Here is a 25,078-nt window from a genome sequence, read left to right as displayed (position 1 = left end):
CTAGTTCCTGATGTCCATGGCGCTACGCAGGCCGTCCGAGAGCAGATTGAAGCAGATCGAGACCGCGAAGATCATCGCGCCCGGCAAGGCTGCGACCCAGGGATTAACGTAGATCGCGGTGCGCAGCGTGTTCAGCATCAGGCCCCATTCCGGCTCCGGCGGCTTGGTGCCGAGGCCGAGGAAGGACAGACCGGCCGCCAGGATCATCGAGACCGAGATCAGACTGGTGGCATAGACGAAGATCGCGCCCAGCACGTTGCCGAGGATGTGGACGCGCATGATGGTGAAGGCGCCCGCGCCGGAGGCACGGGCGGCCTCGACGAAGTCCATGTTGCGCACGCCGGTGGTGACGCTCTCGGCGACGCGGGTGATCTGCGGCACGAACACGATGGTCAGCGCCACGATGGAGTTGAGGATGCCGGCGCCGAGCGCGCCGGAGATCGCGATCGCCAGCAGCACCGACGGGAAGGCGTAGAACACGTCCACCGTGCGCATGATCGCGGTGTTGAGCTTGCCGCCGACATAGCCGGCAATGATGCCGAGCGAGGTACCGATGCAGAAGGCCAGGATCACGGGCAGGATGCCGATGACCAGCGACAGGCGCCCGCCATAGATCAGCCGGGCCAGCATGTCGCGGCCGAGCTCGTCGGTGCCGAGCGGATAGCCTGTGGTGCCGATGTGGCGGAGGCGGCGGATCATCGAACCCTTGTAGGGGTCTTCGAGACCGAGCCACGGCGCGAGGATCGCGGACAGGAAGATCAGCAGCAGCACCAGAGCGCAGGCCATGCTGACCTTGTCGCGCATGATGCGGCGGCCGACGGTCGCCCAATAACCACGCGCCTTGGTGGCGGGCGCGGCCTGCAGCGCGGCATCGCTGGCGGTGGCGGACAACGGAAGCTCGCTCATCGGCTAGCCCCGCTTGATGCGCGGGTCGATCGCGGCTTGGGCGATGTCGACCAGGAGATTGAGGAAGACGAAGAACAGCGCCAGGATCAGGATCGTGCCCTGCAGCAGCGGCAGGTCGCGCTGGAAGATCGCGGAGTTGAGCAGGAAGCCCGAGCCCGGCCAGGAGAACACCGTCTCGATGAGGATCGAGCCGCCGAGCATGTAGCCGAGCTGAAGCCCCATCACCGCGAGCGCGGTGGGCGCGGCATTCTTGATGACGTGGCGGAACACGCCGGTTTCGCGCAGGCCCTTTGCACGCAAAGCCTCGACGAAGTCCTGCGAGAGAATGTCGCCAGTGAGCGCGCGGACCGTGCGGGTGACGATGCCCATCGGGATCACCGACGTCGTGATCGCGGGCAGCACGAGATATTTGAGGTGCGCCCAATCCCAGGCCCAGGAGTTGGAGCCGCTGGGGCCGGCGCCGACCGCCGGCAGCCAGTTCAGCTGGACCGAGAAAATGATGACGAGCAGCATGCCGAGCCAGTAATGCGGCACCGAGACGCCGGCGATGGCAAAGGAGGTCGCGACCTTGTCGATCCAGGTCTCGCGGAAATAGCCGGCGATCAGGCCAAGCAGGACGCCCATGGTGAAGCCGATGATGGCGGCGGCAATCGCGAGCGTGACGGTGTTGCCGACCGCGCGCATGACCTCGGCCAGCACCGGACGCCCCGTCGCGATGGAATTGCCGAGATCGCCATGAAGGGCACGCAGCAGCCACAGGCCGAACTGCACCGGCAGCGGCCGGTCGAAGCCATAGGCGGCGCGCAGCTGCGCGGCGAGCTCCTGCGACGCATCGGCCGGCAGCACGGCGACCAGCGGATCGCCCGGCGTGATGTGCACGAGCAGGAAGCACACCAGCGCCACGCTGATGACGATCGGGACGACGTAGACAATGCGTCTGGCGGTATAGGCGAGCACTGGTCTTCTTTCTTCCTTCTCCCCTTGCGGGAGAAGGTGGCGCGCAAGCGCCGGATGAGGGGTTCGGTCCGCGGTTACAGCATTATCAAATGGAGGAAGGATCACTCGCGGAGAGAGACCCCTCACCCGGCTTCGCTATCCGCGAAGCCACCCTCTCCCGCAAGGGGAGAGGGTGCACTGTGCGTGTGGCGCGAATTACTGCGCGATCGACACCGGCGAGAAGTCGATGAACCAGCTCTTCGGTTGCACGACGCCTGTCACCTTCGGGCTCATGGCGCGCGGGCCGACGTCGTGGGCGACGTAGAGGAAGGCGGCGTCGTCGACGGAGGCTGCGTGCAATTCGGCGAGTGCGGCGTCGCGCGCGGCGGGATCGAAGGTCTGGCGCGCCTTCTTCACCAGCTCGTCGAATTTGGGGTTGTTGATGAAGCCCCAATTGTTCGAGACCGGCGGCGCCATGCCCGACTGCAGGAAGCGCACCAGCGCGAAGAACGGGTCCATCGCCGCGTAGGTGACGTTGGTCGCGTGCGAGCCGTTGGCGCTGGGATCCTTGGCGCCGCGGCGCCAGTTGGTGAACAGCGTATTCCATTCGATGACGTCGAGCTGGACGTCGAAATAGCATTCGGCCAGCGCCTGCTGGAGATACTCGTTCATCGGCAAGGGCTGCATCTGGCCCGAGCCGGACGCGGACGTCTGCGTCTTCACGGTCAGTTTCTTGTTGGGACCGTAGCCGGCCTCCTGCATCAACTTTTGCGCAGCCGCCTTGTCGTACTTGATCTGGAAGGTGGGATTGCCGCGCCAGGGATGGCCGGGCTCGAAGGTGCCGGACGCCGGCACCATCAGCCCCGCGAGCAGACCGTCCCTGAGGCCTTCGCGGTCGACGCAGAGGTTCGCGGCCTTGCGCACTCGGATGTCGTTCCAGGGCGAGCCCTCGACGCGCGAGAACTGCCACGGCCAGACGTGCGGCTGCTCGTTGGAGTAGAGCTTGAAGCCGCGCTGCTTGAGTTCGGGCAGCGCGTCCGGTGCCGGCGCCTCGACCCAATCGACCTGGCCGGACAGCAGTGCCGCGGTGCGCGCGTTGGCTTCCGGCATCGGCAGCAGCACCATCTTGTCAACCTTGGGCACGCGCGCCTTGTTCCAATAGTCCGGGTTCTTGACCAGCTCGAGCCGCTCGCGCGGCGTAAAGCTCGCCATCTTCCACGGGCCGGTGCCCGAGGCGCTCCTGGCGAAGGCGGTCCATGCGGCCTGCGACTTCGCCTTGGCGTCGGCGCCTTCGGCCTTGTCGTAGAAGGACTGCCACTTCGCAGGGCTTGCCATGAACAGATTGGTGAGGTTGATCGGCAGGAAGCTGTCGGGCTCCTTGGTGGTGAGTTCGACGGTCATGTCGTCGATCTTCTTCGCGGAGGCCAGCGTCGGCATGCGCGAGGCCGTGACGCCGACCTGGCTGGCGTCGAACTGCGGCGCATCCTGCTTCAGCACCTTCTCGACATTCCACACCACCGCATCGGCATTGAACGGCGAGCCGTCATGGAAGGTGACGCCTGGGCGCAGCTTGAAGACCCATTTGGTCTTGTCGGCATCGTCGACCTTCCATTCGGTGGCAAGGCCGGGGATCACCACGCTCGCCTTGTCGGCAGAGGACAGGTCCCAGCTGGTCAGCGCATCGTACATGGTGAGGCCGGTGAAGCGGTTGCCCTCGAAACCTTGATCGGGCTGGCCGAGCGTGCGCGGAATATCGGCAGCAGTCATGCCGATGCGCAGCACAGTTTCGGCAGCCGCCACCCGCGGCCATGCAGCTGCGCTGCCAAGCGCCACCAGCGCGATCAGCGCCGCCCGTGTGTTGTTGTTCTTGATAAACATCGCCTCAGTCCCTTTCCGGCTTCCGATGATTAATTTTGATGCAATCGTATGCAATGGCTATGCCAAGGGAAAACTTTTTCTGCGAATTGCCCCTGCGACGACAAGTCCTTGTGATGACGCACGGGCGAAATCGGCGCGCTGCCTATTCTGGCATCAAGATTGCAGGTTTGGTTCCAGATCCCCCCCGGAGCTTTGGGCCATGCGTATTCGTCTATCGACCTGTCTCGCCGTGCTTGCACTGGCGGTGTCTGCAATCACGGCGCACGCCGAAACGGTGGTGCGTTACGGCATCTCGATGGCGGATATTCCACTCACCACTGGACAGCCCGATCGTGGCGCCGGCGCCTATCAGTTCACGGCCTACACGATCTACGATCCGCTGGTGGCCTGGGAGATGGATGTCGCCGACCGCCCCGGCAAGCTGGTGCCGGGCCTCGCCACCGAATGGAAGGTGGACGACGCCGACAAGACGAAGTGGCGCTTCACCCTGCGCAAGGGCGTGAAGTTTCACGACGGCAGCGATTTCAACGCCGATGCGGTAATCTGGAATCTCGACAAGGTGCTCAACGACAAGGCGCCGCAATTCGACAAGCGGCAGAGCGCGCAGGTGAAGACCCGCCTCCCCTCCGTTGCCAGCTACGCCAAGATCGACGACTTCACGGTGGAGATCACCACCAAGACGGTGGATTCCTTCTTCCCCTATCAGATGCTGTGGTTCCTGGTCTCGAGCCCGGCGCAATATGAAAAGCTCGGGAAGGATTGGGACAGGTTCGCCAGCCAGCCCTCCGGAACCGGCCCGTTCAAGCTGACGAAGCTGGTGCCGCGCGAGCTCGCCGAGCTCAGCAAAAATCCGGACTACTGGAACAAGAAGCGCATTCCCAAGGCCGACAAGATCGTGCTGGTGCCGATGCCGGAAGCGCTGACGCGCACCAATGCGCTGCTCGCCGGCCAGGTCGACCTGATCGAGACGCCGGCGCCGGATGCCGTGCCGCAGCTGAAGGCGGCCGGCATGAAGCTGGTCGACAACGTCACGCCGCATGTCTGGAATTATCACCTCAGCGTGCTGCCGGGCTCGCCCTGGACCGACATCCGCCTGCGCAAGGCGCTGAACCTTGCGATCAACCGCGACGAAGTCGTCGGCCTGATGAACGGCCTCGCCAAGCCTGCCAAGGGCCAGGTCGACCCGTCGAGCCCGTGGTTCGGCAAGCCCAGCTTCGAGCTGAAATATGATCTCGCCGCCGCCAAGAAGCTGGTGGAGGAAGCGGGCTATTCGAAAGCAAAGCCTCTGAAGACCACCTTCATCATCGCGCAAGGCGGCACCGGCCAGATGCTGTCGCTGCCGATGAACGAATTCCTGCAGCAGAGCTTCAAGGAGATCGGCATCGAGATCGACTTCAAGGTGGTCGAGCTGGAGACGCTCTATACGCATTGGCGCAAGGGCGCCGCCGACGAGATGAACGCCGGCATCACCTCCAACAACATCGCCTATGTCACCTCGGATCCGCTCTACGCCATCGTCCGCTTTTTCCATTCGGGCCAGATCGCGCCGGTTGGCGTCAATTGGGGCGGCTACAAGAACCCCAAGGTCGACGCGCTGATCGACGAGGCCAAGCAGACGTTCGACAGCACCAAGCAGGACCAATTGCTGGCGCAGGCGCACGCGCTGATCGTTGACGATGCCACGCTGGTGTGGGTCGTCCACGATACCAATCCGCACGCGCTGTCACCGAAGATCAAGCAGTTCGTGCAGGCGCAGCACTGGTTCCAGGACCTGACGACGATCGGGGTGGAGTGAGCAACACGCAAGGGTGGGCACGGCGCTTTGCGCCTTTGCCCACCCTTGGTGCATGCTCAGCGCGCGCGATCACCGCCCCTTGGTCGGAATCTTGTTGTACGGCACGTCCTTGTCGACGCGGATGTCGCCCGGCAGGCCGAGCACGCGCTCGGCGATGATGTTGCGCAGGATCTCATCGGTGCCGCCGGCGATGCGCATCGAGGGCGAGGACAGCAGCATCTGCTGGAATTGGCCCTGGGCCGTTTCCTCGTCATTGCCGGTGAGAACACCGGCCGCGCCCTGCAGGTCCATGGCGTAAGTCGCGATGTCCTGCAGCATCATGCCCGAGACCAGCTTGCCGATCGAATTCTCCGGGCCCGGTCGCTCGCCTTTCGATAGCGCCGAGATGGTGCGGTAGCTGGTGTATTTCAGTCCGTTCGACTTGGCCGCCCAGCTCGCGAGCTTCGAGCGTACGGCGGGATCGTCGATGGCGAGGCCATCCTCCAGCATCAGGTTCGAGCAGAGCTCGAACATCTCGGGCACGCCGGTCGCGAGCCGCGCACCGATCGACATGCGCTCGTTCATCAGCGTGGTCAGCGAGACGTTCCAGCCGTCGCCGACGGCGCCCAGCCGCTGGCTGTCGGGAATCACGACATCGGTGAAATAGACCTCGTTGAACTCCTGCATGCCGTTGGCCTGCTTGATCGGCCGCACCTCGACGCCCGGGCTCTTCATGTCCAGGAAGAACATGGTGAGGCCCTTGTGCTTGGGCACGTTCGGATCGGTGCGCGCGATCAAAAGACCATAGTCGGAATAATGCGCGCCCGAGGTCCAGATCTTCTGGCCGTTGACGACCCAATTATCGCCTTTCTTCTCGGCACGGGTGCGCAGACCCGCGACATCGGAGCCGGCAGACGGCTCGGAGAACAGCTGGCACCAGATCTCCTCGCCCGATGCGAGCTTCGGCAAGTAACGGCGCTTGGCCTCCTCGCTGCCGAACGCCATCACGGTCGGGCCGCACATGCCCTCGCCGATCTGGAACGGCTGCGTCAGCTTGCCGTAGACGCCCTCCTCCTGCTGCCAGATCACCTTCTCGATCGGCGTCGCGCCGCGGCCGCCATACTCCTTCGGCCAGTGCAGGCAGGCCCAATTGCCCTCGAACTTCTTCTTCTGCCAGGCCTTGCCGACATCGACGATGTCGCGATTGGCAAGGCGGATGCGGCCGAGCGAGGACTTCGACAGCTCGGCCTGCAATTCCTTCGGCGCATTGGCCTCGATCCATTTGCGCGCGGTCTCGCGGAATGCGGCTTCCTGCGGGGTGTCGTCGAAATTCATGGCGGACCTCTCAATCCTTGCGCGGTGCGTAGGGTGGGTTAGCCGAAGGCGTAACCCACCACTTCTGTCGAGTATCGTTGCGAACGTGGTGGGTTACGCTTCGCTAACCCACCCTACGAATTCGGAGTCATCTTCCCTTCGTCGGGATCTTGTTGAACGGCACGTCCTTGTCGACGCGGATGTCGCCGGGCAGGCCCAGCACCCGTTCGGCGATGATGTTGCGCATGATCTCGTCGGTGCCGCCCTCGACGCGTGTACCCGGCGCACGCAGCAGCATGGCCTGGAAACGGCCGGCCAGCTCGCCATCCTCGCCGCTGACGATTCCGGACGCGCCCTGCAGATCCAGTGCGTAGGTCGCAACGTCCTGGATCATGGAGCCGGCCACCAGCTTGCCGATGGAGTTCTCCGGTCCCGGGCGTTCGCCCCTCGACAGCGCCGAGATCGCGCGCATGCTGGTGTATTTCAGTCCGCTTGCCTTCACCGCCCAGTTCGCCAGCTTGGATCGCACCGCGCGATCCTCGATCGCCGGCCCGTCGTCGAGCATCAAGCTGGAGCAGTACTCGAACAATTCGGGGAAACCGGTCGATACGGCCGCGCCGATCGCACTGCGCTCGTTCATCAGCGTGGTCAGCGAGACGTTCCAGCCGTCACCGACCTCGCCGAGGCGCTGATGGTCGGGGATGCGGACATTGGTGAAATAGACCTCGTTGAAATCCGAGGCACCGCTCGCCTGCTTGATCGGCCGCACCTCGACGCCGGGGCTCCTCATGTCCAGGAAGAACATGGTGAGGCCCTTGTGCTTGGGCACGGTCGGATCAGTGCGCGTGAGCAGGATGCCGTAGTCTGAATAATGTGCACCCGAGGTCCAGATCTTCTGGCCGTTGATGATCCAGTCGTCGCCGTCCTTCTCGGCGCGCGTGCGCAGGCCCGCGACGTCCGAGCCGCCGGCGGGCTCGGAGAACAGCTGGCACCAGACCTTCTCGCCGGAGGCGAGCGGCGGCAGATAGGTGCGCTTATGCTCCTCGCGCGCGAACGCCATCATGGTCGGCCCGCACATGCCGTGACCGATGATGAACATGCGGGACAGCTGGCCGAACGGCCCCTCCTCCTGCTGCCAGATCACGCGCTCGATCGGCGAGGCGCCACGCCCGCCATATTCCTTCGGCCAGTGCAGGCAGGCCCAGCCGGCGTCGGCCTTTCTCTTCTGCCAGGCTTTTGCCACTTCGAGAATGTCAGCGTTCTTGAGCACGGTGCGGCCGAGCGAGGATTTGCGCAGCTCCTCCTCGTATTGCTTGGGTGCGTTGGCGTTGATCCAGGCGCGGGCGGTGGCGCGGAATTCGGCTTCCTGCGGGGTGTCGTCGAAGTTCATCTTGCTTCTCTGTTTGTCCGTAGGGTGGATTAGCCGGAGGCGTAGTCCACCAATTCTGTCGAGCACTGCCGGTCGATGGTGGGTTACGCCTTCGGCTAACCCACCCTACGCACCTGTCGTTACGCTGCGTTCTTCTTCCGCATCCGGTCGATCAGTTGGTCTTCCCAATAAGACAAGCTGCCGAGCCCGAGCGCCATCGCATTGGCGCGGCGATAGTACATGTGGCAGTCGAACTCCCAGGTGAATCCCATGCCGCCGTGGACCTGGATGTTGTTCTTGGCGCAGTGCTGGAACGCCTGCGTCGCGCTGATGCGCGCGGCGGCGGCGGCTTCCGGCAGTTCGGCCGCATTGGTCGAGAGCGCCCAGGCGCCGTAATAGCTGTTGGATCGCGCCAGCGTCGCCGAGACGTACATGTCGGCAAGCATATGCTTGACCGCCTGGAACGAGCCGATCTGGCGGCCGAAAGCGATGCGGTCGAGCGCGTAGTCGCGGCCCATCTCCAGCGCTCGGTCGGCGCCGCCGACCTGCTCGAACGCGCACAGCACCGCGGCGCGGTCGAGCACCTGGGTGAGGATGCTCCAGCCGTCGCCCGCAGCTCCCAGCGGCTCGGCTTTGGCGTCCTTGAAGGTGATCTCGGCCTGTCCGCGGGTCGGATCGAGATTGGTGAGGCTCTTCACATCGACGCCGCCGGCTTTGAGATCGACCAGGAACAGCGAAATGTCGTTGTCGCGCCCGCTCGATCCCGTGCGCGCGGCGACCACCGCGAAGTCGGCGATGCCACCATCGGCGACCGGCTTCTTGACGCCGTTGAGCACCCCATTCGCAGCCGTCAGCTTGACGTTCTTCGGCGACGGGTTGCCCTTGCCCTCGAACAGCGCCAGCGTGCCAATGGCCTCGCCGGAAGCAATCGCCGGCAGCCATTTCTTCTTCTGCGCGTCACTGCCGGCGATCAGCAGCGCTTCGGCGGCGAGGTACACGGTCGAGGAAAACGGCACCGGCGCGTTGGCCCGGCCCATTTCTTCCGCGATCACGCACAGCTCGAGATGACCGGCGCCGGCGCCGCCGAACTCCTCCGGAATGGCGACGCCGAGGAAGCCCATCTCGGCGAGGCCTTTCCACAGCTCCTTGTCGTAAGGCGCCTTGCCGTCGAGCACGACGCGCACGGCCTTGGGCGAGCATTTCTCGGTGAGGAACTTGCGCGCCTGATCACGGAGCTGCTTCTGGTCGTCGGAGAAGTCGAAGTTCATGGCGGGCTTACCTCTTATTCGTTGTCATTTATTGCCGTCATTCCGGGGCGCCGCGCAGCGGCGAACCCGGAACCCATTTCGCCACGCATATGCGGCCCGATGGATTCCGGGCTCGCGCTGCGCGCGCCCCGGAATGACGATTGGAGCGAGTGTCGTCTTCATTTCAGCACGATCACATCTTCATCCGGCTTGTCCGCATAGAGCCGCTCCACCAGCGCGGCGCGGCGTTCCAGGCCGGCGCGCTGGTTGATGTAGCCCTTGTCGGTGAGCTCGTTGCCGTCGATCGAAGGCGGCTCGACCATCAGCATCGCGCGCGCGATGATACGGCTGCTGGCCCCTTCGCATTCACGGTTGTGGGCTTCCAGGCCGCGCCTGAAGCAAGCGATCACCTCAGGATGCTTCACCGCATCGGCAAAGCTGAGATCGGGATTGCCGACCAGCTGGCGGCAGGCGTGCAGGTTCGGCCAGGCCAAGAGGCCGATGAAGGGACGGTCCTGCCCCGCGACCAGCGCGTCGTGCACGACTGGCGTTGCGGCCGCGATCGCATCGGTCCGCAGCGAGCCGACATGTACGAATGTGCCCGTGGTGAGCTTGAAGTCTTCGACCACGCGGCCGGCAAAGATGATGCCTTGCACCGGATCGGCATCGTCGACGAAGATGCCGGCATCGCCGATGCAGTAGAATCCTTCCTCGTCGAACATCTTCTTCGTCAGCTCCGGCTGGCCGAAATAGCCGGGCGTGACGTTGACGCCGCGCAGGCGCAATTCGTATTTCGAGCCGCACGGCACCATCTTCAACTCGACGCCGGGGAACGGCAGGCCGATCAGGCCGACGCGCTCGGTGTCCCAATAGGTGCCGGTCGAGGTCGGCGCGGTCTCGGTGGAGCCCCAGCCGGTGTAGAACACGATGCGCTCGCCGGTGGTCTTTACCGCCAGCGCTTGCATGCGCTCGTAGAGATCGTCAGGCAGACGCGCGCCGCCATAGGCCATGATCGAGAGATTCTTGAAGAAGGAACGGCAGAGCGCGTCGTCCTTCTCCATGGCGGCTGCGAGCGCGGCATAGCCGGCCGGCACGTTGGCATAATAGGTCGGCGAGATCTCGCGCAGATTGCGCAGCGTCTCCTCGAACTGCCCGGGCATCGGGCGGCCGTCGTCGATATAGAGCGTGCCGCCGTCGACCAGGATCGGGTGGAACGCGGCATTGCCGCCCATGGTGTGGTTCCAGGGCATCCAGTCCAGCATGGTCGAGATCGGTCCGTTCGGATCGCGCGGCCGCACTTGCATCATCATCGCTGCATTGGCGCACATCATCTCCTGCGTGTTGATGACGGCTTTGGGCATGCCGGTCGAGCCTGATGTGAACAGCAGCTTGCCGATGGTCTGCGGCGTGATCTTCGCGATCGAGGCCTCGACATCGGCCGTGACAGGCGTTGCTGCGAGCTCGGCAAAGCTGACGCTCTTGATGCCCTCGCAGGGCCGCGCGACGTGAACCACGGTGACGCCGCTGAGGTCGAGCGCCTTCAGCGCCTTCTCGAAGATCGGTCCGTCCTGCACCATCAGTACGGCCGGCTTGATCAGGTCGAACAGGTACTTGAGCTTGACGTGATCGTGGCTCATCAACGAGTAGGCCGGCGATACCGGCGCTGCCGGAACGCGCGCCTGCATCGCGGCCTGCGTCATCAGCGCATGCTCGATCGAATTGCCGGAGAGGATCGTGACGGGCCGGCCCTTGAGCTCGAGATTGAGCAGGCCTTGCGTCAGCGCGTCCACGATGCGCTTGGCTTCGCCATAGGACACCTTGCGCCATTCGCGGTTCGGACCGCCGCGCTGTGCCAGCCAGATGCGTTCGGGCGCTTCCTTCGCCCATTTCGCCAGCGACGCCGGGATGTGCTTCTCATAAGGCTGCAGCGGAATGCGCGACTTCAGCACCACCGTGCCGTCGCCGCGACGCTCGACGTCGATGTCGCGCGCGAGCCACTGGACCTTGCGAAAGGCGGGCTTCGTCATCACTGCCGCCGCGCTTCCACTCATTTTGCGTCTCCCGGAATTACTGTCCTTTGCGGATCTTCATCGTTCAGCGCCTGATATAGACAGGCTTTCGCTTCTCAAGGAAGGCCCTGATGCCTTCCGAAAACTCTTCCGAGCGGCTGCACAGGACCTGGTTGCGATCCTCCATCGCGATCACAGCTTCCAGCGAGCCGGAATCGACGCTCATGTTGAGGCATTCCTTGGATAGCCGCAGGCCCACGGGCGAGGCCGTCATCATCGCCTCGATATAAGGCGCGGCCGCGTCATCGAGCTTGTCCTCGTCCACGACCTCCGAGACGAGGCCGACCGCGAGCGCGCGCTCCGCTCCGATGAAGCGCCCGGTGAGGATCAGCTCGGATGCGACGGAGACGCCGACGAGGCGCGGCAGAAAATAGCTGGTGCCGATGTCGCAGCCGCCGAGCCCGAGCTTGATGAAAGCGCAATTCATCCGCGCCGATCTCGTGGCGACACGGATGTCGGAGGCCAGCGCCAGCGCAAAGCCGCCGCCGGCCGCCGCGCCCTGCACCAGCGCCAGGATCGGCTGCGGACAGCGCCGCATCAGCATCACGATGTCGGCGATGCGCCGCTGCGAATCCAGCGACTCCGTGATGCCCGGCGGCTCCTGCTGCCCGGCCCGGCGCGCCATCGCAGCTTTGAGATCGAGGCCGGCGCAGAAATTCTTGCCGGCGCCCTTGAGCACGACGACGCGGGTGTCGCGATTGCGTTGCAGGCCCTGGAAATAATCGTTGAGCGCATCGATCAGCGCGGGATCGAGCGCGTTGAGGTGCTCGGGCCGATTGAGCGTCACCCGGTCGACGCCATCGTCATGCTCGATCAGCAGCGGTTGGGACATGGGGGCCTCGCACTTGCCGCGAGTCGCGGCGCCGATTGCTGCGCCCTCTCCCCTTGCGGGAGAGGGCATGTAAATCGCTAGCCGCACAATCGCTTGTGTGAGGGGTCTGCCTCCACAAATGAGATTGTGGAGACAACCCCTCATTCCGGCGCCGTAGCCGAAGCTTCGCTTCGGCGTTCTTAAGAACGGCGGCCTAAGGCCGCCTATGCCACCTTCTCCCACAAGGGGAGAAGGAAGAACGAACCGCCTATCGCGGCGCCATGCGGATCGCACCGTCGAGGCGGATGGTCTCGCCGTTCAGCATCGGGTTCTCGACGATGTGCACCGCGAGCATGCCGTATTCGTTGGCATCGCCGAGACGCGAGGGATGCGGCACCTGGGCGCCCAGGCTCTTGCGGGCCTCTTCGTTCAGGCCCATCAGCAGCGGCGTGAAGAACAGGCCGGGCGCAATGGTGTTGACGCGGATCTTCTGGCTGGCGAGATCGCGCGCGGCCGGCAGCGTCAGGCCGACGACGCCACCCTTCGAGGCCGAATAAGCGATCTGGCCGATCTGGCCTTCGTAGGCGGCAACCGAGGCCGTGTTGATGATGACGCCGCGCTCTTCGCCGATCGGCTCCGCGGTGACGAGACGCTCGGCGAACAGACGCAGGCAGTTGAACGTGCCGATCAGGTTGACGTTGATGATGCGCGCGAACTTTTCGAGCGGATAGACGCCGTCGCGGCCGACGATGCGCTGCGAGCCGCCGATGCCGGCGCAGTTCATCAGCACGCGGGCGACGCCGTGTGCGGCTTCCGCCTTCGCAATCGCGGCCTTGATCTGCTCTTCGCTGGTGACGTCGGCGTGCAGCGCGACGCCCTTCACTTCGGCGGCCACCTTCTCGGCGTTTTCCTTGCTCTGGTCGATCACGCCGATCTTGGCGCCCTTGGCCGCCATGGCGCGGGCGGTCGCGGCACCAAGGCCCGAGCCGCCGCCGGTGATGAGAACGGCTACGTCTTTTAATTGCATCGCTTGTACCTTTCCTTGAGCGTTTCTTCTCTAGACTTGTCACGTGTCGGCCGGACTATCCGGCCGCAGCGGCTTCCCCGGCTTGCGTGAGGATGCCGCCGCAGATCAGCGTTTCCATGTGCTTGATGTATTGCCGGCAGACATCGTCAGTGACCGGGCCGACGCCGGTGGCGCGGGACATCGCGTGCCGGCCGAAGAACAGGTGATCGCAGGCACCGATCAGGCTGGTGTAGAACAGTACCGGATCAGTCGGGCGGAATTCGCCGCGGCTGACGCCTTCCGCCAGCAGGCGGCGGTGGAAGTCCAGCAGCGGGGCAACGAAGAATTTCGAGACTTCGTCGGCAGAGCTCGCGCTGGTTTCGTGCAAGAGATAGTGGATCAGCCGGTTCATGTAGGGGAACCGGTGATAGGCACGGATGATGCCGGCGATGTGCAGCTTCAGCTTCGCTGTCGACGTGATCGGCTGTGCCAGCAGATATTCGAGATTGGTCATCTCGGTCGCGGCATCCCGCGCCAGCAGCGCCAGTAGCAGGCCGTCCTTGTTGCCGAAGTGATATTTGACCAGGGCCGCGTTGGCGCCCGACTTCTGCGCAATATCGGACAGCGAGATCTCGATCGAGGAGCGTTCGATCATCAGCTCGCTCGCGGCCACCAGCAATTTCTCTGCCGTGGAATTTTTCCCGCTGGGGAGCCTGTTCGGTACGCTGGTCGCCACGGAGATCCCTGTTTGGCCGCTGGAAGCGGGGCGCAGATAAGCGCAAGCAGCGCCTCATCACAAGAGTTAATTGATCGATTGACTAAACGATGGTCCGACCCTTAAATCCGCCCGACAACCCACCCAATAAAGAATTCAGGGAGAGACCGACATGGCCGAGGCTTACATCGTCGCCGCTGCGCGCACCGCGGGCGGGCGCAAGGGGGGCCGCCTCGCCGGCTGGCATCCGGCCGATCTCGCCGCGAAGGTGCTGGACGAGCTGGTCGACCGCACCAAGGTCGACCCCGCCCTGGTCGAGGACGTGATCATGGGCTGCGTGATGCAGGTCGGCGAGCAGTCCAACAATGTCGCGCGCAACGCGATCATGGCCTCGAAGCTGCCGGAAAGCGTGCCGGGCACCTCGATCGACCGCCAGTGCGGCTCCTCCCAGCAGGCACTGCACTTCGCCGCTCAGGCCGTGATGTCCGGTGCGATGGACGTCGTGATCGCGGCCGGCGTGGAGTCGATGACGCGGGTTCCGATGGGCCTGTCCTCGCAGCTGCCGGCCAAGAACGGCTTCGGCAACTACAAGAGCCCGGGCATCGAGAAGAAATATCCGAACATCGTGTTCAGCCAGTTCACCGGCGCGGAGATGATGGCGGAGAAGTACGGCCTCTCCAAGGAGGAGCTCGATAAGTACTCCTACGACAGCCATCAGCGCGCGATCGCGGCGACGCAAGCAGGCCACTTCAAGAAGGAGATCGTGCCGCTCGAGATCACCCGTGCCGACGGCAGCAAGGACACCCACCATATCGACGAAGGCATCCGCTTCGACGTCACGCTCGACGGCATCAAGGGCGTCAAGCTGATCGCCGAGAACGGCAAGCTCTCCGCGGCGAGCGCCAGCCAGATCTGCGACGGCGCCTCCGGCGTGATGGTCGTGAACGAAAAGGGCCTGAAGCAGCTCGGCGTCAAGCCGCTGGCGCGCATCCACCACATGACCATGACCGGCGGCGATCCCGTGATCATGCTCGATGCTCCCTTGCACGCCACCAAGCGCGCGCTGGAGAAGGCCGGCATGAAGATCGGCGACATCGACCTGTTCGAAGTCAACGAGGCCTTTGCCTCGGTGCCGACCGCCTGGCTGAAGACCACCGGCGCCGATCCTGAGCGCCTCAACGTCAACGGCGGCGCCATCGCGCTCGGCCATCCGCTCGGCGGCTCCGGCACCAAGCTGATGACGACGTTGGTCCACGCCCTGCACCAGCGTGGCAAGCGCTACGGCCTGCAGACCATGTGCGAGGGCGGCGGCATGGCCAACGTGACGATCGTGGAGCGGCTGTAAGAAAAACAAAAGCGAGTAGCGAGTGGCGAGTAGCGAATGGTGAGTAGGCGAAGAGCGGTTTGCCCTTCTTCCCTATTCGCCACTCGCTACTCGCCATTTCACGTTTTGAGGAAACGCCATGACCCACCCCTGTATCCACGCCAAGACGACGCCCGACAAGATCGCCTACCAGATGGCCGGGACCGGCAAGGCGATCACCTATCGCGAGCTCGACGAGCTCTCGAACCAGGGCGCGCATCTATTCCGCTCGCTTGGCCTCAAAGCCGGCGACCATATCGCGCTGCTGATGGAGAACCGCCTCGCCTTCATGGAGATCTGCTGGGCCGCGCAGCGCAGCGGGCTCTATTACACCGCCATCAGCCGCTACCTGAAGCAGGACGAGATCGACTACATCGTCAAGGATTGCGGCGCCAAGGTCGTGATCACGACGCCGAAATGCGCCGACCAGATCAAGGGCCTGATCAAGGGCACGGCCGGCGAGCCGATCTTCTACATGATGGACGAGCCGCTGCCCGGCTTCCGCTCCTACGACAAGGAAGCCGCCGCGCAGCCGACCACGCCGATTGCCGACGAGGTCGCCGGCTACGACATGCTGTATTCGTCGGGCACCACCGGTCGGCCGAAGGGAATCAAGAAGGCTTTCGAAGGCAACAGGATCGACGTGCCGAACGCCTTCCTGCGCGTGCTCTGCGCCGACATGTGCGGCATGAACGCGGAGAGCACGTACCTCTCGCCGGCGCCGCTCTATCACGCAGCACCCTTGCGCTTCAACATGATGGCAGTCGTGCTCGGCGGCACCTCCATCATCATGGAGCACTTCGATGCCGAAGAGTTCCTGAAGCTGGTCGAGAAGTACAAGGTGACGCAATCGCAGCTGGTGCCGACCATGTTCGTGCGCATGCTGAAGCTGCCGGACGAGGTGCGCACGAGGTACGACGTCTCCACCCTGAAGGGCGCGATCCACGCCGCCGCGCCCTGCCCCATCGACGTCAAGGCCAAGATGATCGAATGGTGGGGGCCGATCCTGATCGAGTATTACGCCGGGTCTGAAGGCAATGGCGTCACCGTCTGCAACTCGCAGCAATGGCTGGAGCATCGCGGCAGCGTCGGCCGCGCCGTGGTCGGCAAGATCAAGATTCTCGACGAGAACGACGAGGAGCAGCCGGTCGGTGAGATCGGCACGGTCTATTTCGCCGACGCGCCCGCGTTCACCTATCACAACGACCCCGAGAAGACGAAGAAGGCCTACAACGCCAAGGGATGGTCGACGCTCGGCGATGTCGGCTATCTCGACAAGGACGGCTTCCTCTATCTCACCGACCGCAAGTCCTACATGATCATCTCCGGCGGCGTGAACATCTATCCGCAGGAGACCGAGGACGTGCTGATCACGCACCCTGAGGTCGCCGACGTCGCGGTGTTCGGCGTGCCGAACGAGGAGATGGGCGAAGAGGTCAAGGCGGTGGTGCAGCCGCACGACATGAGCCGCGCCGGCAAGGCGCTGGAGGCCGATTTGGTCGCCTATTGCAAGAGCCGCCTCTCCGCCATCAAGTGCCCGCGCTCGGTCGATTTCGAAGCCGAGCTGCCGCGCACGCCGACCGGCAAGCTGGTGAAGCGGCATTTGCGCGACAAATATTGGCCGAAGACGGCGGCAAAGATTTGAGGCGGGATCGGTAGGGTGGGTTAGCGAAGCGTAACCCACCGCAGTCTCGATCCGGAAACAAAAGAGGTGGGTTACGCCTTCGGCTAACCCACCCTACACATCTCACGCCTCAATCAAACAAGCTCGGGGTGTGGTTCACCAGCGCGCCCTCGATCTCGAGCATCTTCAGCTTCGTCACCACGCCGCCGTTCGCGGAGAAGCCGCCGGGCTTGTTGCCGGCCGCGAGCACGCGGTGACAAGGCACCACGATCGGGCACGGGTTGCGGCCGAGCGCCTGGCCGACGTCGCGCGACAGCTGGACGCTGCCGAGCTGCTTGGCGATGTCGCCGTAAGTGATCGTCTTCCCGGGCGGGATCGCGCGGGCGATCTCGTAGACGCCGCGGTTGAACTCGGGCACGCCGTCGAGATCGAGCGCGATATCGGTCAGGTCATCGCGCTCGCCGGCGAGCAGTCTCGTCATTCGGTCGACCGCCCGTTGCACCTCGGCAGTCGGCTCGGCCTCGATCGCTTCGGGATGACGCTGGGTGATGCGGGTGCGGATCTTCTGTTCGCCGCCCATCGGCAATTGCGTGCCGTTGATGCCGCGCGGGCCCCAGGCAATGGCGCAGAGGCCGATGCGGGTGTCGAACAGGGCAAAATGCTGGTCGGTCATGACTTTGGTTCCCGGCTCGCGTCTCGTGCAGGCCCCACTTTCATCTCGCGGCAAATCTAGGCTTGGAAATAGTTGCGATCCACCCGGTTTCCGGGAATCTTGCACAGGACTTCCAATCTTCGCGAGTCAGGGAAATGCAGAGTGTCCACGTCAACGGTTACGACATGCCCTATCTCGATGTGGGCGAAGACAGGGGCCGTCCGCCTCTGGTCTGCGTGCATGGATCGCTGAATGACTTCCGCGTCTGGGGCTGCGTGCTGGGGCCGCTGACGCAGCGGCACCGGGTGATCGCCGTCAGCCTGCGGCACTTCTTCCCGGAGCGCTGGGACGGCGTCGGTGACACCTATTCGATCGCCCAGCATGTCGAGGACGTCATCGCCTTCATCGACAAGCTCGATGTGGGACCGGTCGATTTGATGGGCCATTCCCGCGGCGGGCATATCTGCTTCCGCGTGGCGCAGCAGCGGCCCGATCTCTTACGCCGGCTGATCCTGGCCGAGCCCGGGGGCGAGCTCGATGCGAGCCTTGATCCGGACTACGTCGGCGGCCCCTCGCCGCTGCTGGCGCGCTTCACGGCCTCGGCCGAGAAGATCGCGGCCGGCGATGTCGACGGCGGGCTCGCCGTCTTCGTTGACACGCTGGAAGGCCCAGGCACCTGGCCGCGATTGCCCGCGATGGTGAAGCAGAACCTGCGCGACAATGCCTTTACGCTGATGGGCCAGGTCCGCGACAGCCGCCCGCCGTTCTCGAAGGCCGATGCGGAGGCGATCAAGATGCCGACGCTGTTCATCCTGGGCGCGCGGACCAAGGGCCTCTTGCCGAAAGTGCTGCATGCGCTGGCCGCGCATGTGCCCTATTCCAAGACGGCGATCATCCCGAACGCGACGCATCCGATGTTCGAGCAGGCGCCGCAGAAATTCTCCGAAGTGGTTTTGGATTTTCTGGCGAGCTGACCATGCAAAGCTTCCGCGTCAATGGTTACGACATGGCCTATCTCGAGGTCGGTGAGGGCCCGCCACTGGTCTGTGTGCACGGCACACTCGGTGATTTCCGCACCTGGTATTCGGTGCTCGGTCCGCTGTCGAAATCCCATCGCGTGATCGCGGTCAGCCTGCGGCACTTCTTTCCCGAGCATTGGGACGCCGTCGGCGAGGACTACAAGATGGCGCAGCATGTCGCCGACACGATTGCCTTCATCGCGCAGGTCAAGCCCGGCCCCGTCGACCTGATGGGCCATTCGCGCGGCGGACACATCGCCTTTCGCGTGGCGCAGGCGCGGCCTGATCTGTTGCACAAGCTGGTGCTGGCCGAGCCCGGCGGCGATCTCGACGCATCTCTGCCTGTGCCCGAAGGCACGCCCGCGCATCCGCCGCTGGCGGCCCGCACGGCGCGATCGGTCGAGATGATCCACGCCGGCGACCTCGAGGGCGCGCTGCAGAATTTCTATGAAGGCATCGAGGGCGACGGCTCCTGGCGGCGCGTGCCGGCTGCGGCCAAGCAACAACTCCGCGACAACGCGCTCACCTTCCTTGGCCAGATCAACGAGCAGCGCCGGCCCTACACCCTCAGCGATGCGCAGGCGATCAGGACGCCGACGCTGCTGATCGGCGGCGGCGCCACCACCGGCAGCCTGTCGGTGATGTGGCGCGTGCTGGCCGCGCACATCGCGGGCGCCGAGACGGCAGTGATCGCGAACGCCGGCCACTGGATGTTCGAGCAGGCGCCGCTCGAGTTCGGCGAGGTGGTGAGCAGATTCCTGACGGAGTAGCTCACACCTTCCACACGCCGACCGGCATCTTGATCGTCGCGTTCAGGCGGTTCCAGACGTTGATCGTCGCGATCGCAACGATCAGCGTGGCGAGCTCGCGCTCGTCGAAGTGCTTGGCGGCTTCGTTCCAGATCGCATCGGGCACCGGATCCTCGCGATCGGCGAGGCGCGTGACGGCTTCGGTCAGGGCCAGCGCGGCGCGCTCGGCGTCGGTGAAGTAGGGTGCCTCGCGCCAGGCGGATACGGCGAACAGGCGCTCGTCGGTCTCACCCAGTCTGCGGGCGACCTTCGGGTGCATATCGACGCACACGCTGCAACCATTGATCTGGCTGGCGCGCAGGTGCACCAGTTCGAGGAGCCTTTCCGGCAGACCCTGCTTTGTCAGGTTGCAGAGGGACTGAAGGACCTTCATGGCCTCCGGCAGGACCATGACGGGATGATTCATGCGGGCGTGCATCATGTTGCGTCTCCATCTGTCGAATTTAGAAGGTTCCGGTCACATCGGCCGGATTGGCTTCGTCATGGGCATGACGGATCGCGACGAGGGAATGTGACCGATGACCGAAGAAAATTTTCTGACCGAGCAGTTCGAGGCGAGCAGGGATCATTTGCGTGCGGTCGCCTACCGCATGCTGGGCTCGCGCGCCGAGGTCGACGATGCCGTGCAGGAGGCTTGGCTGCGGGTCAGCCGCTACGACCTGTCCGACATCGCGAATTTGCGCGGCTGGCTGACCACGGTCGTTGCGCGCATCTGCCTCGACATGCTGCGCGCCCGGAAGTCGCGTCGCGAGGATCCGATGGGTTCGCACGTACCCGAGCCGGTCGACGACACCCGCGAGCGAGAGGCGGAGATGGCCGATTCCGTCGGCGCGGCACTGCTGGTCGTGCTGGAAACGCTGCAGCCCGCGGAGCGGCTCGCCTTCGTGCTGCACGACATGTTCGCCGTTCCGTTCGAGGAGATCGCGCCGATCGTCGGCCGTTCGGTCGATGCCTCGCGGCAGCTGGCGAGCCGCGCCCGGCGGCGCGTGCAGGGCGCGCCGGTGCCAGAGACGGATCGGACGCAGCAGCGAAGGATCGTCAATGCATTTCTTAAAGCGTCGCGCGAGGGCAATTTCGAAGGGCTACTCGCGGTGCTGGATCCCGACGTGGTATTCCGCGCCGATCAGGCGGCGGTGCGGCTCGGCTCGCTGGCGGAGGTGCGCGGCGCCGAGGCTGTCGCGCAGCTCTACAAGGGCCGCGCCCGGACGGCGCGCACGGCGCTGGTCGATGGCGAGATGGGTGCTGCCGTCATCCTCGGCGGACAGTTGCGGGTCGCGCTGCGCGTGACGTTCGCGGGCGAGCGGATCGGGGCGATCGAGGCGGTGGCCGATGCGGACGACATCGCCACGATGGAGGTGGAGGTGCTGGATGGGTCAGATCCGGACCCGTTGTCGCGAAAACAACCCCATGCACAGTAGACGGACTCAGGAAATTCAACAGCTTACCCGGCTGACGTGAAGCCCTTGGGATCGCCCGAGATACGGCTTGACGCTCCACCTTGCCGAGCGTAAGTTCGAATACGGAATTCCGTATTCTGAGATGGCTTGGAGCTGCCGGCGTGATCCCTCTCGACCCGCTCCCGAACTTGATCGACCAGGTCTATGCGCGGATCCTGGAGGCGATCTCCGACCGCACGCTTCGGCCCGGCCAGCGCATCCGGCAGAACGAGCTCGCCGATCGGCTCGGCGTGTCGCGCCAGCCGGTGTCGCATGCGCTGCATCTGTTGCATCGGCAGGGCCTGGTCGCCGAGAGCGGCCGCCGCGGCTTTGAAGTGACACAGCTCGATCCCGCGCGCATCCGTCAGCTCTACGAGGTGCGCGGCGCCATCGATGCGCTGGCGGCCGGGCTGGCCGCTCAGCGCGCGGCCAGCGACGCAGCGGGACGCGCGCGACTGGAGGCAGCGCTCGCCGCCGGGCGCCGCAGCGACCGCGACACCACGCTATGCGAGCTCATCACCCTCGATGTCGATTTTCACCGCGCGATCTATCAGCTCGCCGGCAATCCCGTGATCGAGGAGACCATGGCGCCGCAATGGCCGCACATGCGTCGCTCGATGGCGACGGTGCTCTCCGAGCTCGATTATCGCGCCAGCGCCTGGGCGGAGCATGCCGATATTGCCGCGCACATTTTCAGCGGCAACGCGAAAGCGGCCGAACGCGCCGCGCTCGCGCATGCGCAGACGGCGGGACGGATGACCGAGGAGAGATTGCGGGCGACGGAAGAGGCGGCGGCGTAGCACGCCGTCATTCCGGGGCGACGCGACGGGACCGCTCGAAGCGCGGCCCGGGAGCGTCGAGCCCGGAATCCATCGGGCGGCAGAGACTGCGGAGGAATGGATTCCGGGCTCACGCTTCGCGTGCCCCGGAATGACAAAACAAAGCAAACAGGAGGACGACCCATGAAACTGTCTCAGGAGCAATTGGAGTTCTTCCACCGCGAGGGCTGGCTGTTCCTGCCCGAGCTGTTCGCCCCAGAGGAGGTCGACCTGCTCGCGCGCGAGGCGGTCGCCATCTATGACGCCAACCGGCCCGAGGTCTGGCGCGAGAAGAGTGGCGCTCCGCGCACGGCCTTTGCCGCGCATCTCTACAACGAGGCGTTCGCGATCCTCGGCGCGCATCCGCGCATGATCGAGCCGGTCGAGCAATTGTTCGGCGAGCCCGTCTACATGCACCAGTTCAAGATCAACGCCAAGTCGGCCTTCACCGGCGACGTCTGGCAATGGCACCAGGATTACGGCACCTGGAAGCGCGATGACGGCATGCCGGAGCCGCGGGCGATGAACATCGCGATCTTCCTCGACGAGGTGATGCCGATCAACGGCCCCCTGATGCTGGTGCCGCGCAGCCAGAACGCCGGCGATCTCGAGGCTTCGCACGATCTCGCCACCACCTCTTATCCGCTATGGACGCTGGACGAGGATACGGTCACGCGCCTCGTCAAGCAGGGCGGCATCGTCGCGCCCACCGGCAAGCCCGGCGGCATGCTGATGTTCCACGGCAATCTCGTGCACGGCTCCAGCGGCAACATCACGCCCTATCCGCGCAAGATCGTGTACCTGACGCTGAATGCGGTCTCGAACCATATCCGTACACCGACCCGGCCGGACTACATCGCGCATCGCGATTTCACGCCGATCAAGACGGTGGACGACGATGCGCTGCTGCGGTTGGCGCGGGCACCACGGCAGGCGGCGGAGTAACCTGCCATTCCGGGGCGACGCGGAGCGTCGAGCCCGGAATCCATCGGGCCGCAGTGCTTGTGGACAAATGGATTCCGGGCTCGCGCTTCGCGCGCCCCGGAATGACGAAGTTTGACAGTGGCACCTGACAGCCATAGCGATCTCGGACCCCCCATGAACCTCTTCCGCCTCCTGCAAGCCCGCGCATCCGCCGGCAAGCCCATCCGTGTCGCGCTGATCGGCGCCGGCAAGTTCGGCTCGATGTTCCTCGCACAGGTGCCGCACACGCCGGGGCTGGAGGTGCCCATCATCGTCGACATCGACCGCGACCGGGCCCGCGAGGCCTGCCGGACCGTCGGCTGGGATGCCGAACGCATCGCCGCGACCGTGTTCACCGATGACGGCGCGCGCGCCATTGCCGGCGGCGCCATGGACGTGGTGGTAGAGGCGACCGGCAATCCCGCCGTCGGCATTGCCCACGCGCGCGCCGCGATCGCAGCGGGCAAGCATATCGTGATGGTCAATGTCGAAGCCGACGTGCTGGCGGGCCCGCTGCTCGCCGACGAAGCGCGCAAAGCCGGCGTGGTCTATTCGCTCGCCTATGGCGACCAGCCGGCGCTGACGGCGGAGATGGTCGATTGGGCCCGCGCCACTGGATTTCACGTCATTGCCGCCGGCAAGGGCACGAAGTACCTGCCGGCCTATCACGACGTGACGCCCGACGGTGTCTGGCAGCATTACGGCCTGACCGCGGGCGAAGCGCAGTCGGCCGGCATGAATCCGCAGATGTTCAACTCGTTCCTCGACGGCACCAAATCGGCGATCGAGATGGCCGCGATCGCCAATGCCTGCGGCCTCGACGTGCCCGCGGACGGCCTGGCGTTTCCGCCGTGCGGCGTCGATGATCTGCCGCACATCATGCGGCCGCGCTCGCGCGGCGGTGTGCTGGAGCGATCCGGTGTCGTCGAAGTCGTCTCCTCGCTCGAGCGCGACGGCCGGCCGGTGTTTCGCGACCTGCGCTGGGGCGTCTATGTGGTACTGGAGGCGCCCAACGACTATGCCGCCGATTGCTTCAGGCAATACGGCCTCAAGACCGATGGGAGCGGACGCTATGCCGCGATGTACAAGCCCTACCATCTGATCGGGCTCGAGCTGAACATCTCGGTGCTGTCGGCCGCGCTGCGGGGCGAGCCCACCGGGCAGCCTTACGGCTTTCGCGGCGACGTCGCCGCCGTGGCCAAACGTAACTTGCGTGCCGGGGAGATGCTCGACGGCGAAGGCGGCTACACGGTATGGGGCAAGCTGATACCGGCGGCCGCGAGCCTCAGGGCTGGGGCCCTGCCGATCGGGCTCGCACATCGCCTCAAGCTTAAGCACGACGTCGCCCATGGCACGTTGGTACGCTGGAGCGATGTCGAATTCGACCCGGGCAACGAAACGGTGAAGGCGCGCAAGGCCATGGAAGCCGCGTTCGCGCCGCAGCATTGATCGGCTTGGCAGGCGCACAACCAAAGCGAGCTTGATTTGCTGTTCCCCTTTGGTCATGCTGCCTGCGATCCGGGAACATTGAATTTCGGACACCAAGAAACGTCGGCCACCGGCGAAAGATGAAGCGGCGTCAAGACCGCGATCCCTCGTCGAGGACACGACACCGCAGGAGGGAAACGCATGGAACGTCGTAAATTTCTGAAGGCAGGCGGACTGGGCCTTGCCGCAAGCGCAATTGCAGCGCCGGCTGTCGCACAATCAATGCCCGAGGTGAAATGGCGGCTGGCGGCGAGCTGGCCGAAATCACTGGATACGCTCTACGGCGGCTGCGAGTATTTCTGCAAGCGGGTCGCGGAGATCACCGACAACAGATTCCAGATCCAACCCTTCGCGGCCGGCGAAATCGTCGGGGGCCTGCAAGTGCTCGATGCGGTGTCCAACGGCACCGTCGAAATGGGCAACACCGCGCTCTACTATTATTGGGGCAAGAATCCGGCATTCACCTTCGGCACCTCGCTGCCGTTCGGCCTCAATACGCGTCAGCACATTTCCTGGCTGATATGGGGCGGCGGTCAGGACATGCTCAATGATCTCTTGAAAGAGCACAACGCGATCGGCGTGCCGACCGGCTCGACGGGGGCTCAGATGGGCGGCTGGTTCCGCAAGGAGATCAAGACCGTCGATGATCTCAAGGGCCTGAAATTCCGGGTTGGCGGCTTCGCCGGCACCATTGTCGCAAAGGTCGGGGGCGTGCCGCAACAGATCGCGGCCGGCGACATCTATCCCGCGCTGGAGAAAGGGACGATCGACGCTGCCGAGTGGGTCGGTCCGTATGACGACGAGAAGCTCGGCTTCGTCAAGGTGGCGAAGTACTACTACTATCCCGGTTGGTGGGAAGGCACCGGCCAGGGCCACAACAT

The 25,078-nt window shown here is 64.7% G+C and carries 22 protein-coding genes (1 of these 22 cut by a window edge); 10 read left to right on the top strand and 12 right to left on the bottom strand.

Annotated elements, in window-relative coordinates:
* The 3 genes from I6F12_RS13690 to I6F12_RS13680 form a co-directional block, all read right to left on the bottom strand.
* Positions 1 to 906: an ABC transporter permease gene (locus I6F12_RS13690; protein ID WP_035997066.1), complete on the bottom strand. Its 906-nt coding sequence runs from the start codon at positions 904 to 906 to the stop codon at positions 1 to 3.
* Between the two features lie 3 nt (positions 907 to 909).
* Positions 910 to 1,863, bottom strand: a complete 954-nt coding sequence (locus tag I6F12_RS13685; RefSeq protein WP_057028344.1) for an ABC transporter permease — start codon at positions 1,861 to 1,863, stop codon at positions 910 to 912.
* Positions 1,864 to 2,058: 195 nt separating this feature from the next.
* Positions 2,059 to 3,720 (bottom strand): ABC transporter substrate-binding protein, encoded by a 1,662-nt coding sequence (locus tag I6F12_RS13680; RefSeq protein WP_225156604.1) that lies wholly within the window; start codon positions 3,718 to 3,720, stop codon positions 2,059 to 2,061.
* Positions 3,721 to 3,919: 199 nt separating this feature from the next.
* Here I6F12_RS13680 and I6F12_RS13675 point away from each other — a divergent pair, with 199 nt between their 5' ends.
* Positions 3,920 to 5,515, top strand: coding sequence for an ABC transporter substrate-binding protein (locus I6F12_RS13675; protein ID WP_225156602.1), 1,596 nt, complete (start codon positions 3,920 to 3,922; stop codon positions 5,513 to 5,515).
* Between the two features lie 69 nt (positions 5,516 to 5,584).
* Here I6F12_RS13675 and I6F12_RS13670 read toward each other — a convergent pair whose 3' ends face one another.
* The 7 genes from I6F12_RS13670 to I6F12_RS13640 all read right to left on the bottom strand — a co-directional run bounded on the left by I6F12_RS13670 (position 5,585) and on the right by I6F12_RS13640 (position 13,965).
* Positions 5,585 to 6,829 (bottom strand): acyl-CoA dehydrogenase, encoded by a 1,245-nt coding sequence (locus I6F12_RS13670; RefSeq protein ID WP_225137602.1) that lies wholly within the window; start codon positions 6,827 to 6,829, stop codon positions 5,585 to 5,587.
* Positions 6,830 to 6,956: 127 nt separating this feature from the next.
* Entirely contained in the window at positions 6,957 to 8,198 is a 1,242-nt protein-coding gene (locus I6F12_RS13665; RefSeq protein WP_225156600.1) for an acyl-CoA dehydrogenase, read from the bottom strand.
* A gap of 119 nt (positions 8,199 to 8,317) precedes the next feature.
* Positions 8,318 to 9,445, bottom strand: a complete 1,128-nt coding sequence (locus tag I6F12_RS13660) for an acyl-CoA dehydrogenase family protein (RefSeq protein ID WP_225156598.1) — start codon at positions 9,443 to 9,445, stop codon at positions 8,318 to 8,320.
* 158 nt (positions 9,446 to 9,603) lie between these two features.
* Entirely contained in the window at positions 9,604 to 11,475 is a 1,872-nt protein-coding gene (locus I6F12_RS13655; RefSeq protein WP_225111508.1) for an AMP-binding protein, read from the bottom strand.
* Between the two features lie 43 nt (positions 11,476 to 11,518).
* Positions 11,519 to 12,325 carry an enoyl-CoA hydratase-related protein gene (locus I6F12_RS13650; protein WP_225156596.1) on the bottom strand — a complete coding sequence of 269 codons (807 nt, stop codon included), beginning with the start codon at positions 12,323 to 12,325 and terminating at the stop codon, positions 11,519 to 11,521.
* Positions 12,326 to 12,572: 247 nt separating this feature from the next.
* Entirely contained in the window at positions 12,573 to 13,331 is a 759-nt protein-coding gene (locus tag I6F12_RS13645) for an SDR family NAD(P)-dependent oxidoreductase (RefSeq protein WP_024337318.1), read from the bottom strand.
* A gap of 55 nt (positions 13,332 to 13,386) precedes the next feature.
* Complete coding sequence (locus I6F12_RS13640) at positions 13,387 to 13,965, bottom strand: TetR family transcriptional regulator (RefSeq protein WP_244608878.1); 579 nt, start codon at positions 13,963 to 13,965, stop codon at positions 13,387 to 13,389.
* A 232-nt stretch (positions 13,966 to 14,197) separates the two neighbouring features.
* Between I6F12_RS13640 and I6F12_RS13635 the strand changes: the two genes are divergently transcribed.
* Together I6F12_RS13635 and I6F12_RS13630 are read left to right on the top strand one after the other, a co-directional pair.
* Complete coding sequence (locus I6F12_RS13635) at positions 14,198 to 15,370, top strand: acetyl-CoA C-acetyltransferase (protein WP_225156594.1); 1,173 nt, start codon at positions 14,198 to 14,200, stop codon at positions 15,368 to 15,370.
* A 118-nt stretch (positions 15,371 to 15,488) separates the two neighbouring features.
* Complete coding sequence (locus I6F12_RS13630; protein WP_225156592.1) at positions 15,489 to 17,033, top strand: acyl-CoA synthetase; 1,545 nt, start codon at positions 15,489 to 15,491, stop codon at positions 17,031 to 17,033.
* Positions 17,034 to 17,142: 109 nt separating this feature from the next.
* Here I6F12_RS13630 and I6F12_RS13625 read toward each other — a convergent pair whose 3' ends face one another.
* The gene (locus tag I6F12_RS13625) at positions 17,143 to 17,685 is read right to left on the bottom strand and encodes a methylated-DNA--[protein]-cysteine S-methyltransferase (protein WP_225156590.1); all 543 of its coding nucleotides are present in this window, start codon (positions 17,683 to 17,685) and stop codon (positions 17,143 to 17,145) included.
* Between the two features lie 134 nt (positions 17,686 to 17,819).
* Here I6F12_RS13625 and I6F12_RS13620 point away from each other — a divergent pair, with 134 nt between their 5' ends.
* The gene (locus I6F12_RS13620; RefSeq protein WP_225156588.1) at positions 17,820 to 18,638 is read left to right on the top strand and encodes an alpha/beta hydrolase; all 819 of its coding nucleotides are present in this window, start codon (positions 17,820 to 17,822) and stop codon (positions 18,636 to 18,638) included.
* Between the two features lie 2 nt (positions 18,639 to 18,640).
* Positions 18,641 to 19,453 (top strand): alpha/beta hydrolase, encoded by an 813-nt coding sequence (locus tag I6F12_RS13615; protein WP_225156587.1) that lies wholly within the window; start codon positions 18,641 to 18,643, stop codon positions 19,451 to 19,453.
* Between the two features lies 1 nt (position 19,454).
* Here the strand turns inward: I6F12_RS13615 and I6F12_RS13610 are convergent, their stop codons facing one another.
* Complete coding sequence (locus tag I6F12_RS13610) at positions 19,455 to 19,910, bottom strand: carboxymuconolactone decarboxylase family protein (RefSeq protein WP_225156840.1); 456 nt, start codon at positions 19,908 to 19,910, stop codon at positions 19,455 to 19,457.
* Positions 19,911 to 20,010: 100 nt separating this feature from the next.
* Between I6F12_RS13610 and I6F12_RS13605 the strand changes: the two genes are divergently transcribed.
* The 5 genes from I6F12_RS13605 to dctP form a co-directional block, all read left to right on the top strand.
* Entirely contained in the window at positions 20,011 to 20,910 is a 900-nt protein-coding gene (locus I6F12_RS13605) for a sigma-70 family RNA polymerase sigma factor (RefSeq protein ID WP_225156586.1), read from the top strand.
* Between the two features lie 140 nt (positions 20,911 to 21,050).
* Positions 21,051 to 21,728, top strand: coding sequence for a GntR family transcriptional regulator (locus I6F12_RS13600; RefSeq protein ID WP_225156585.1), 678 nt, complete (start codon positions 21,051 to 21,053; stop codon positions 21,726 to 21,728).
* Positions 21,729 to 21,890: 162 nt separating this feature from the next.
* A complete protein-coding gene (locus I6F12_RS13595; RefSeq protein ID WP_057028358.1) occupies positions 21,891 to 22,691 on the top strand; it encodes a phytanoyl-CoA dioxygenase family protein in 801 nt (266 codons plus the stop codon).
* 153 nt (positions 22,692 to 22,844) lie between these two features.
* Positions 22,845 to 24,158 (top strand): Gfo/Idh/MocA family oxidoreductase, encoded by a 1,314-nt coding sequence (locus I6F12_RS13590; protein WP_225111497.1) that lies wholly within the window; start codon positions 22,845 to 22,847, stop codon positions 24,156 to 24,158.
* Between the two features lie 180 nt (positions 24,159 to 24,338).
* Positions 24,339 to 25,078, top strand: the 5' portion of a protein-coding gene (gene dctP, locus I6F12_RS13585; RefSeq protein ID WP_035996972.1) for a TRAP transporter substrate-binding protein DctP. 349 nt of this gene lie beyond the right edge of the window; the window shows 740 of its 1,089 coding nt (coding positions 1–740); it begins with the start codon at positions 24,339 to 24,341; its stop codon lies beyond the right edge, outside the window.

Origin of the sequence: Bradyrhizobium sp. IC4059 (assembly GCF_020193615.1) — a bacterium.
Lineage (GTDB): Bacteria > Pseudomonadota > Alphaproteobacteria > Rhizobiales > Xanthobacteraceae > Bradyrhizobium > Bradyrhizobium yuanmingense.
Note: the sequence above shows the minus strand (reverse complement) of the source record. Positions and strands in the feature narration are given on the sequence as shown.

What these genes read in the sequence shown, in the direction of transcription:
- I6F12_RS13690 (WP_035997066.1), bottom strand. Translation starts at nt 906, where the DNA reads ATGAGCGAGCTTCCGTTGTCCGCCACCGCCAGCGATGCCGCGCTGCAG.
- I6F12_RS13680 (WP_225156604.1), bottom strand. Translation starts at nt 3,720, where the DNA reads ATGTTTATCAAGAACAACAACACACGGGCGGCGCTGATCGCGCTGGTG.
- I6F12_RS13675 (WP_225156602.1), top strand. Translation starts at nt 3,920, where the DNA reads ATGCGTATTCGTCTATCGACCTGTCTCGCCGTGCTTGCACTGGCGGTG.
- I6F12_RS13670 (WP_225137602.1), bottom strand. Translation starts at nt 6,829, where the DNA reads ATGAATTTCGACGACACCCCGCAGGAAGCCGCATTCCGCGAGACCGCG.
- I6F12_RS13665 (WP_225156600.1), bottom strand. Translation starts at nt 8,198, where the DNA reads ATGAACTTCGACGACACCCCGCAGGAAGCCGAATTCCGCGCCACCGCC.
- I6F12_RS13660 (WP_225156598.1), bottom strand. Translation starts at nt 9,445, where the DNA reads ATGAACTTCGACTTCTCCGACGACCAGAAGCAGCTCCGTGATCAGGCG.
- I6F12_RS13655 (WP_225111508.1), bottom strand. Translation starts at nt 11,475, where the DNA reads ATGAGTGGAAGCGCGGCGGCAGTGATGACGAAGCCCGCCTTTCGCAAG.
- I6F12_RS13650 (WP_225156596.1), bottom strand. Translation starts at nt 12,325, where the DNA reads ATGTCCCAACCGCTGCTGATCGAGCATGACGATGGCGTCGACCGGGTG.
- I6F12_RS13645 (WP_024337318.1), bottom strand. Translation starts at nt 13,331, where the DNA reads ATGCAATTAAAAGACGTAGCCGTTCTCATCACCGGCGGCGGCTCGGGC.
- I6F12_RS13640 (WP_244608878.1), bottom strand. Translation starts at nt 13,965, where the DNA reads ATGATCGAACGCTCCTCGATCGAGATCTCGCTGTCCGATATTGCGCAG.
- I6F12_RS13635 (WP_225156594.1), top strand. Translation starts at nt 14,198, where the DNA reads ATGGCCGAGGCTTACATCGTCGCCGCTGCGCGCACCGCGGGCGGGCGC.
- I6F12_RS13630 (WP_225156592.1), top strand. Translation starts at nt 15,489, where the DNA reads ATGACCCACCCCTGTATCCACGCCAAGACGACGCCCGACAAGATCGCC.
- I6F12_RS13625 (WP_225156590.1), bottom strand. Translation starts at nt 17,685, where the DNA reads ATGACCGACCAGCATTTTGCCCTGTTCGACACCCGCATCGGCCTCTGC.
- I6F12_RS13620 (WP_225156588.1), top strand. Translation starts at nt 17,820, where the DNA reads ATGCAGAGTGTCCACGTCAACGGTTACGACATGCCCTATCTCGATGTG.
- I6F12_RS13615 (WP_225156587.1), top strand. Translation starts at nt 18,641, where the DNA reads ATGCAAAGCTTCCGCGTCAATGGTTACGACATGGCCTATCTCGAGGTC.
- I6F12_RS13610 (WP_225156840.1), bottom strand. Translation starts at nt 19,910, where the DNA reads ATGCACGCCCGCATGAATCATCCCGTCATGGTCCTGCCGGAGGCCATG.
- I6F12_RS13605 (WP_225156586.1), top strand. Translation starts at nt 20,011, where the DNA reads ATGACCGAAGAAAATTTTCTGACCGAGCAGTTCGAGGCGAGCAGGGAT.
- I6F12_RS13595 (WP_057028358.1), top strand. Translation starts at nt 21,891, where the DNA reads ATGAAACTGTCTCAGGAGCAATTGGAGTTCTTCCACCGCGAGGGCTGG.
- I6F12_RS13590 (WP_225111497.1), top strand. Translation starts at nt 22,845, where the DNA reads ATGAACCTCTTCCGCCTCCTGCAAGCCCGCGCATCCGCCGGCAAGCCC.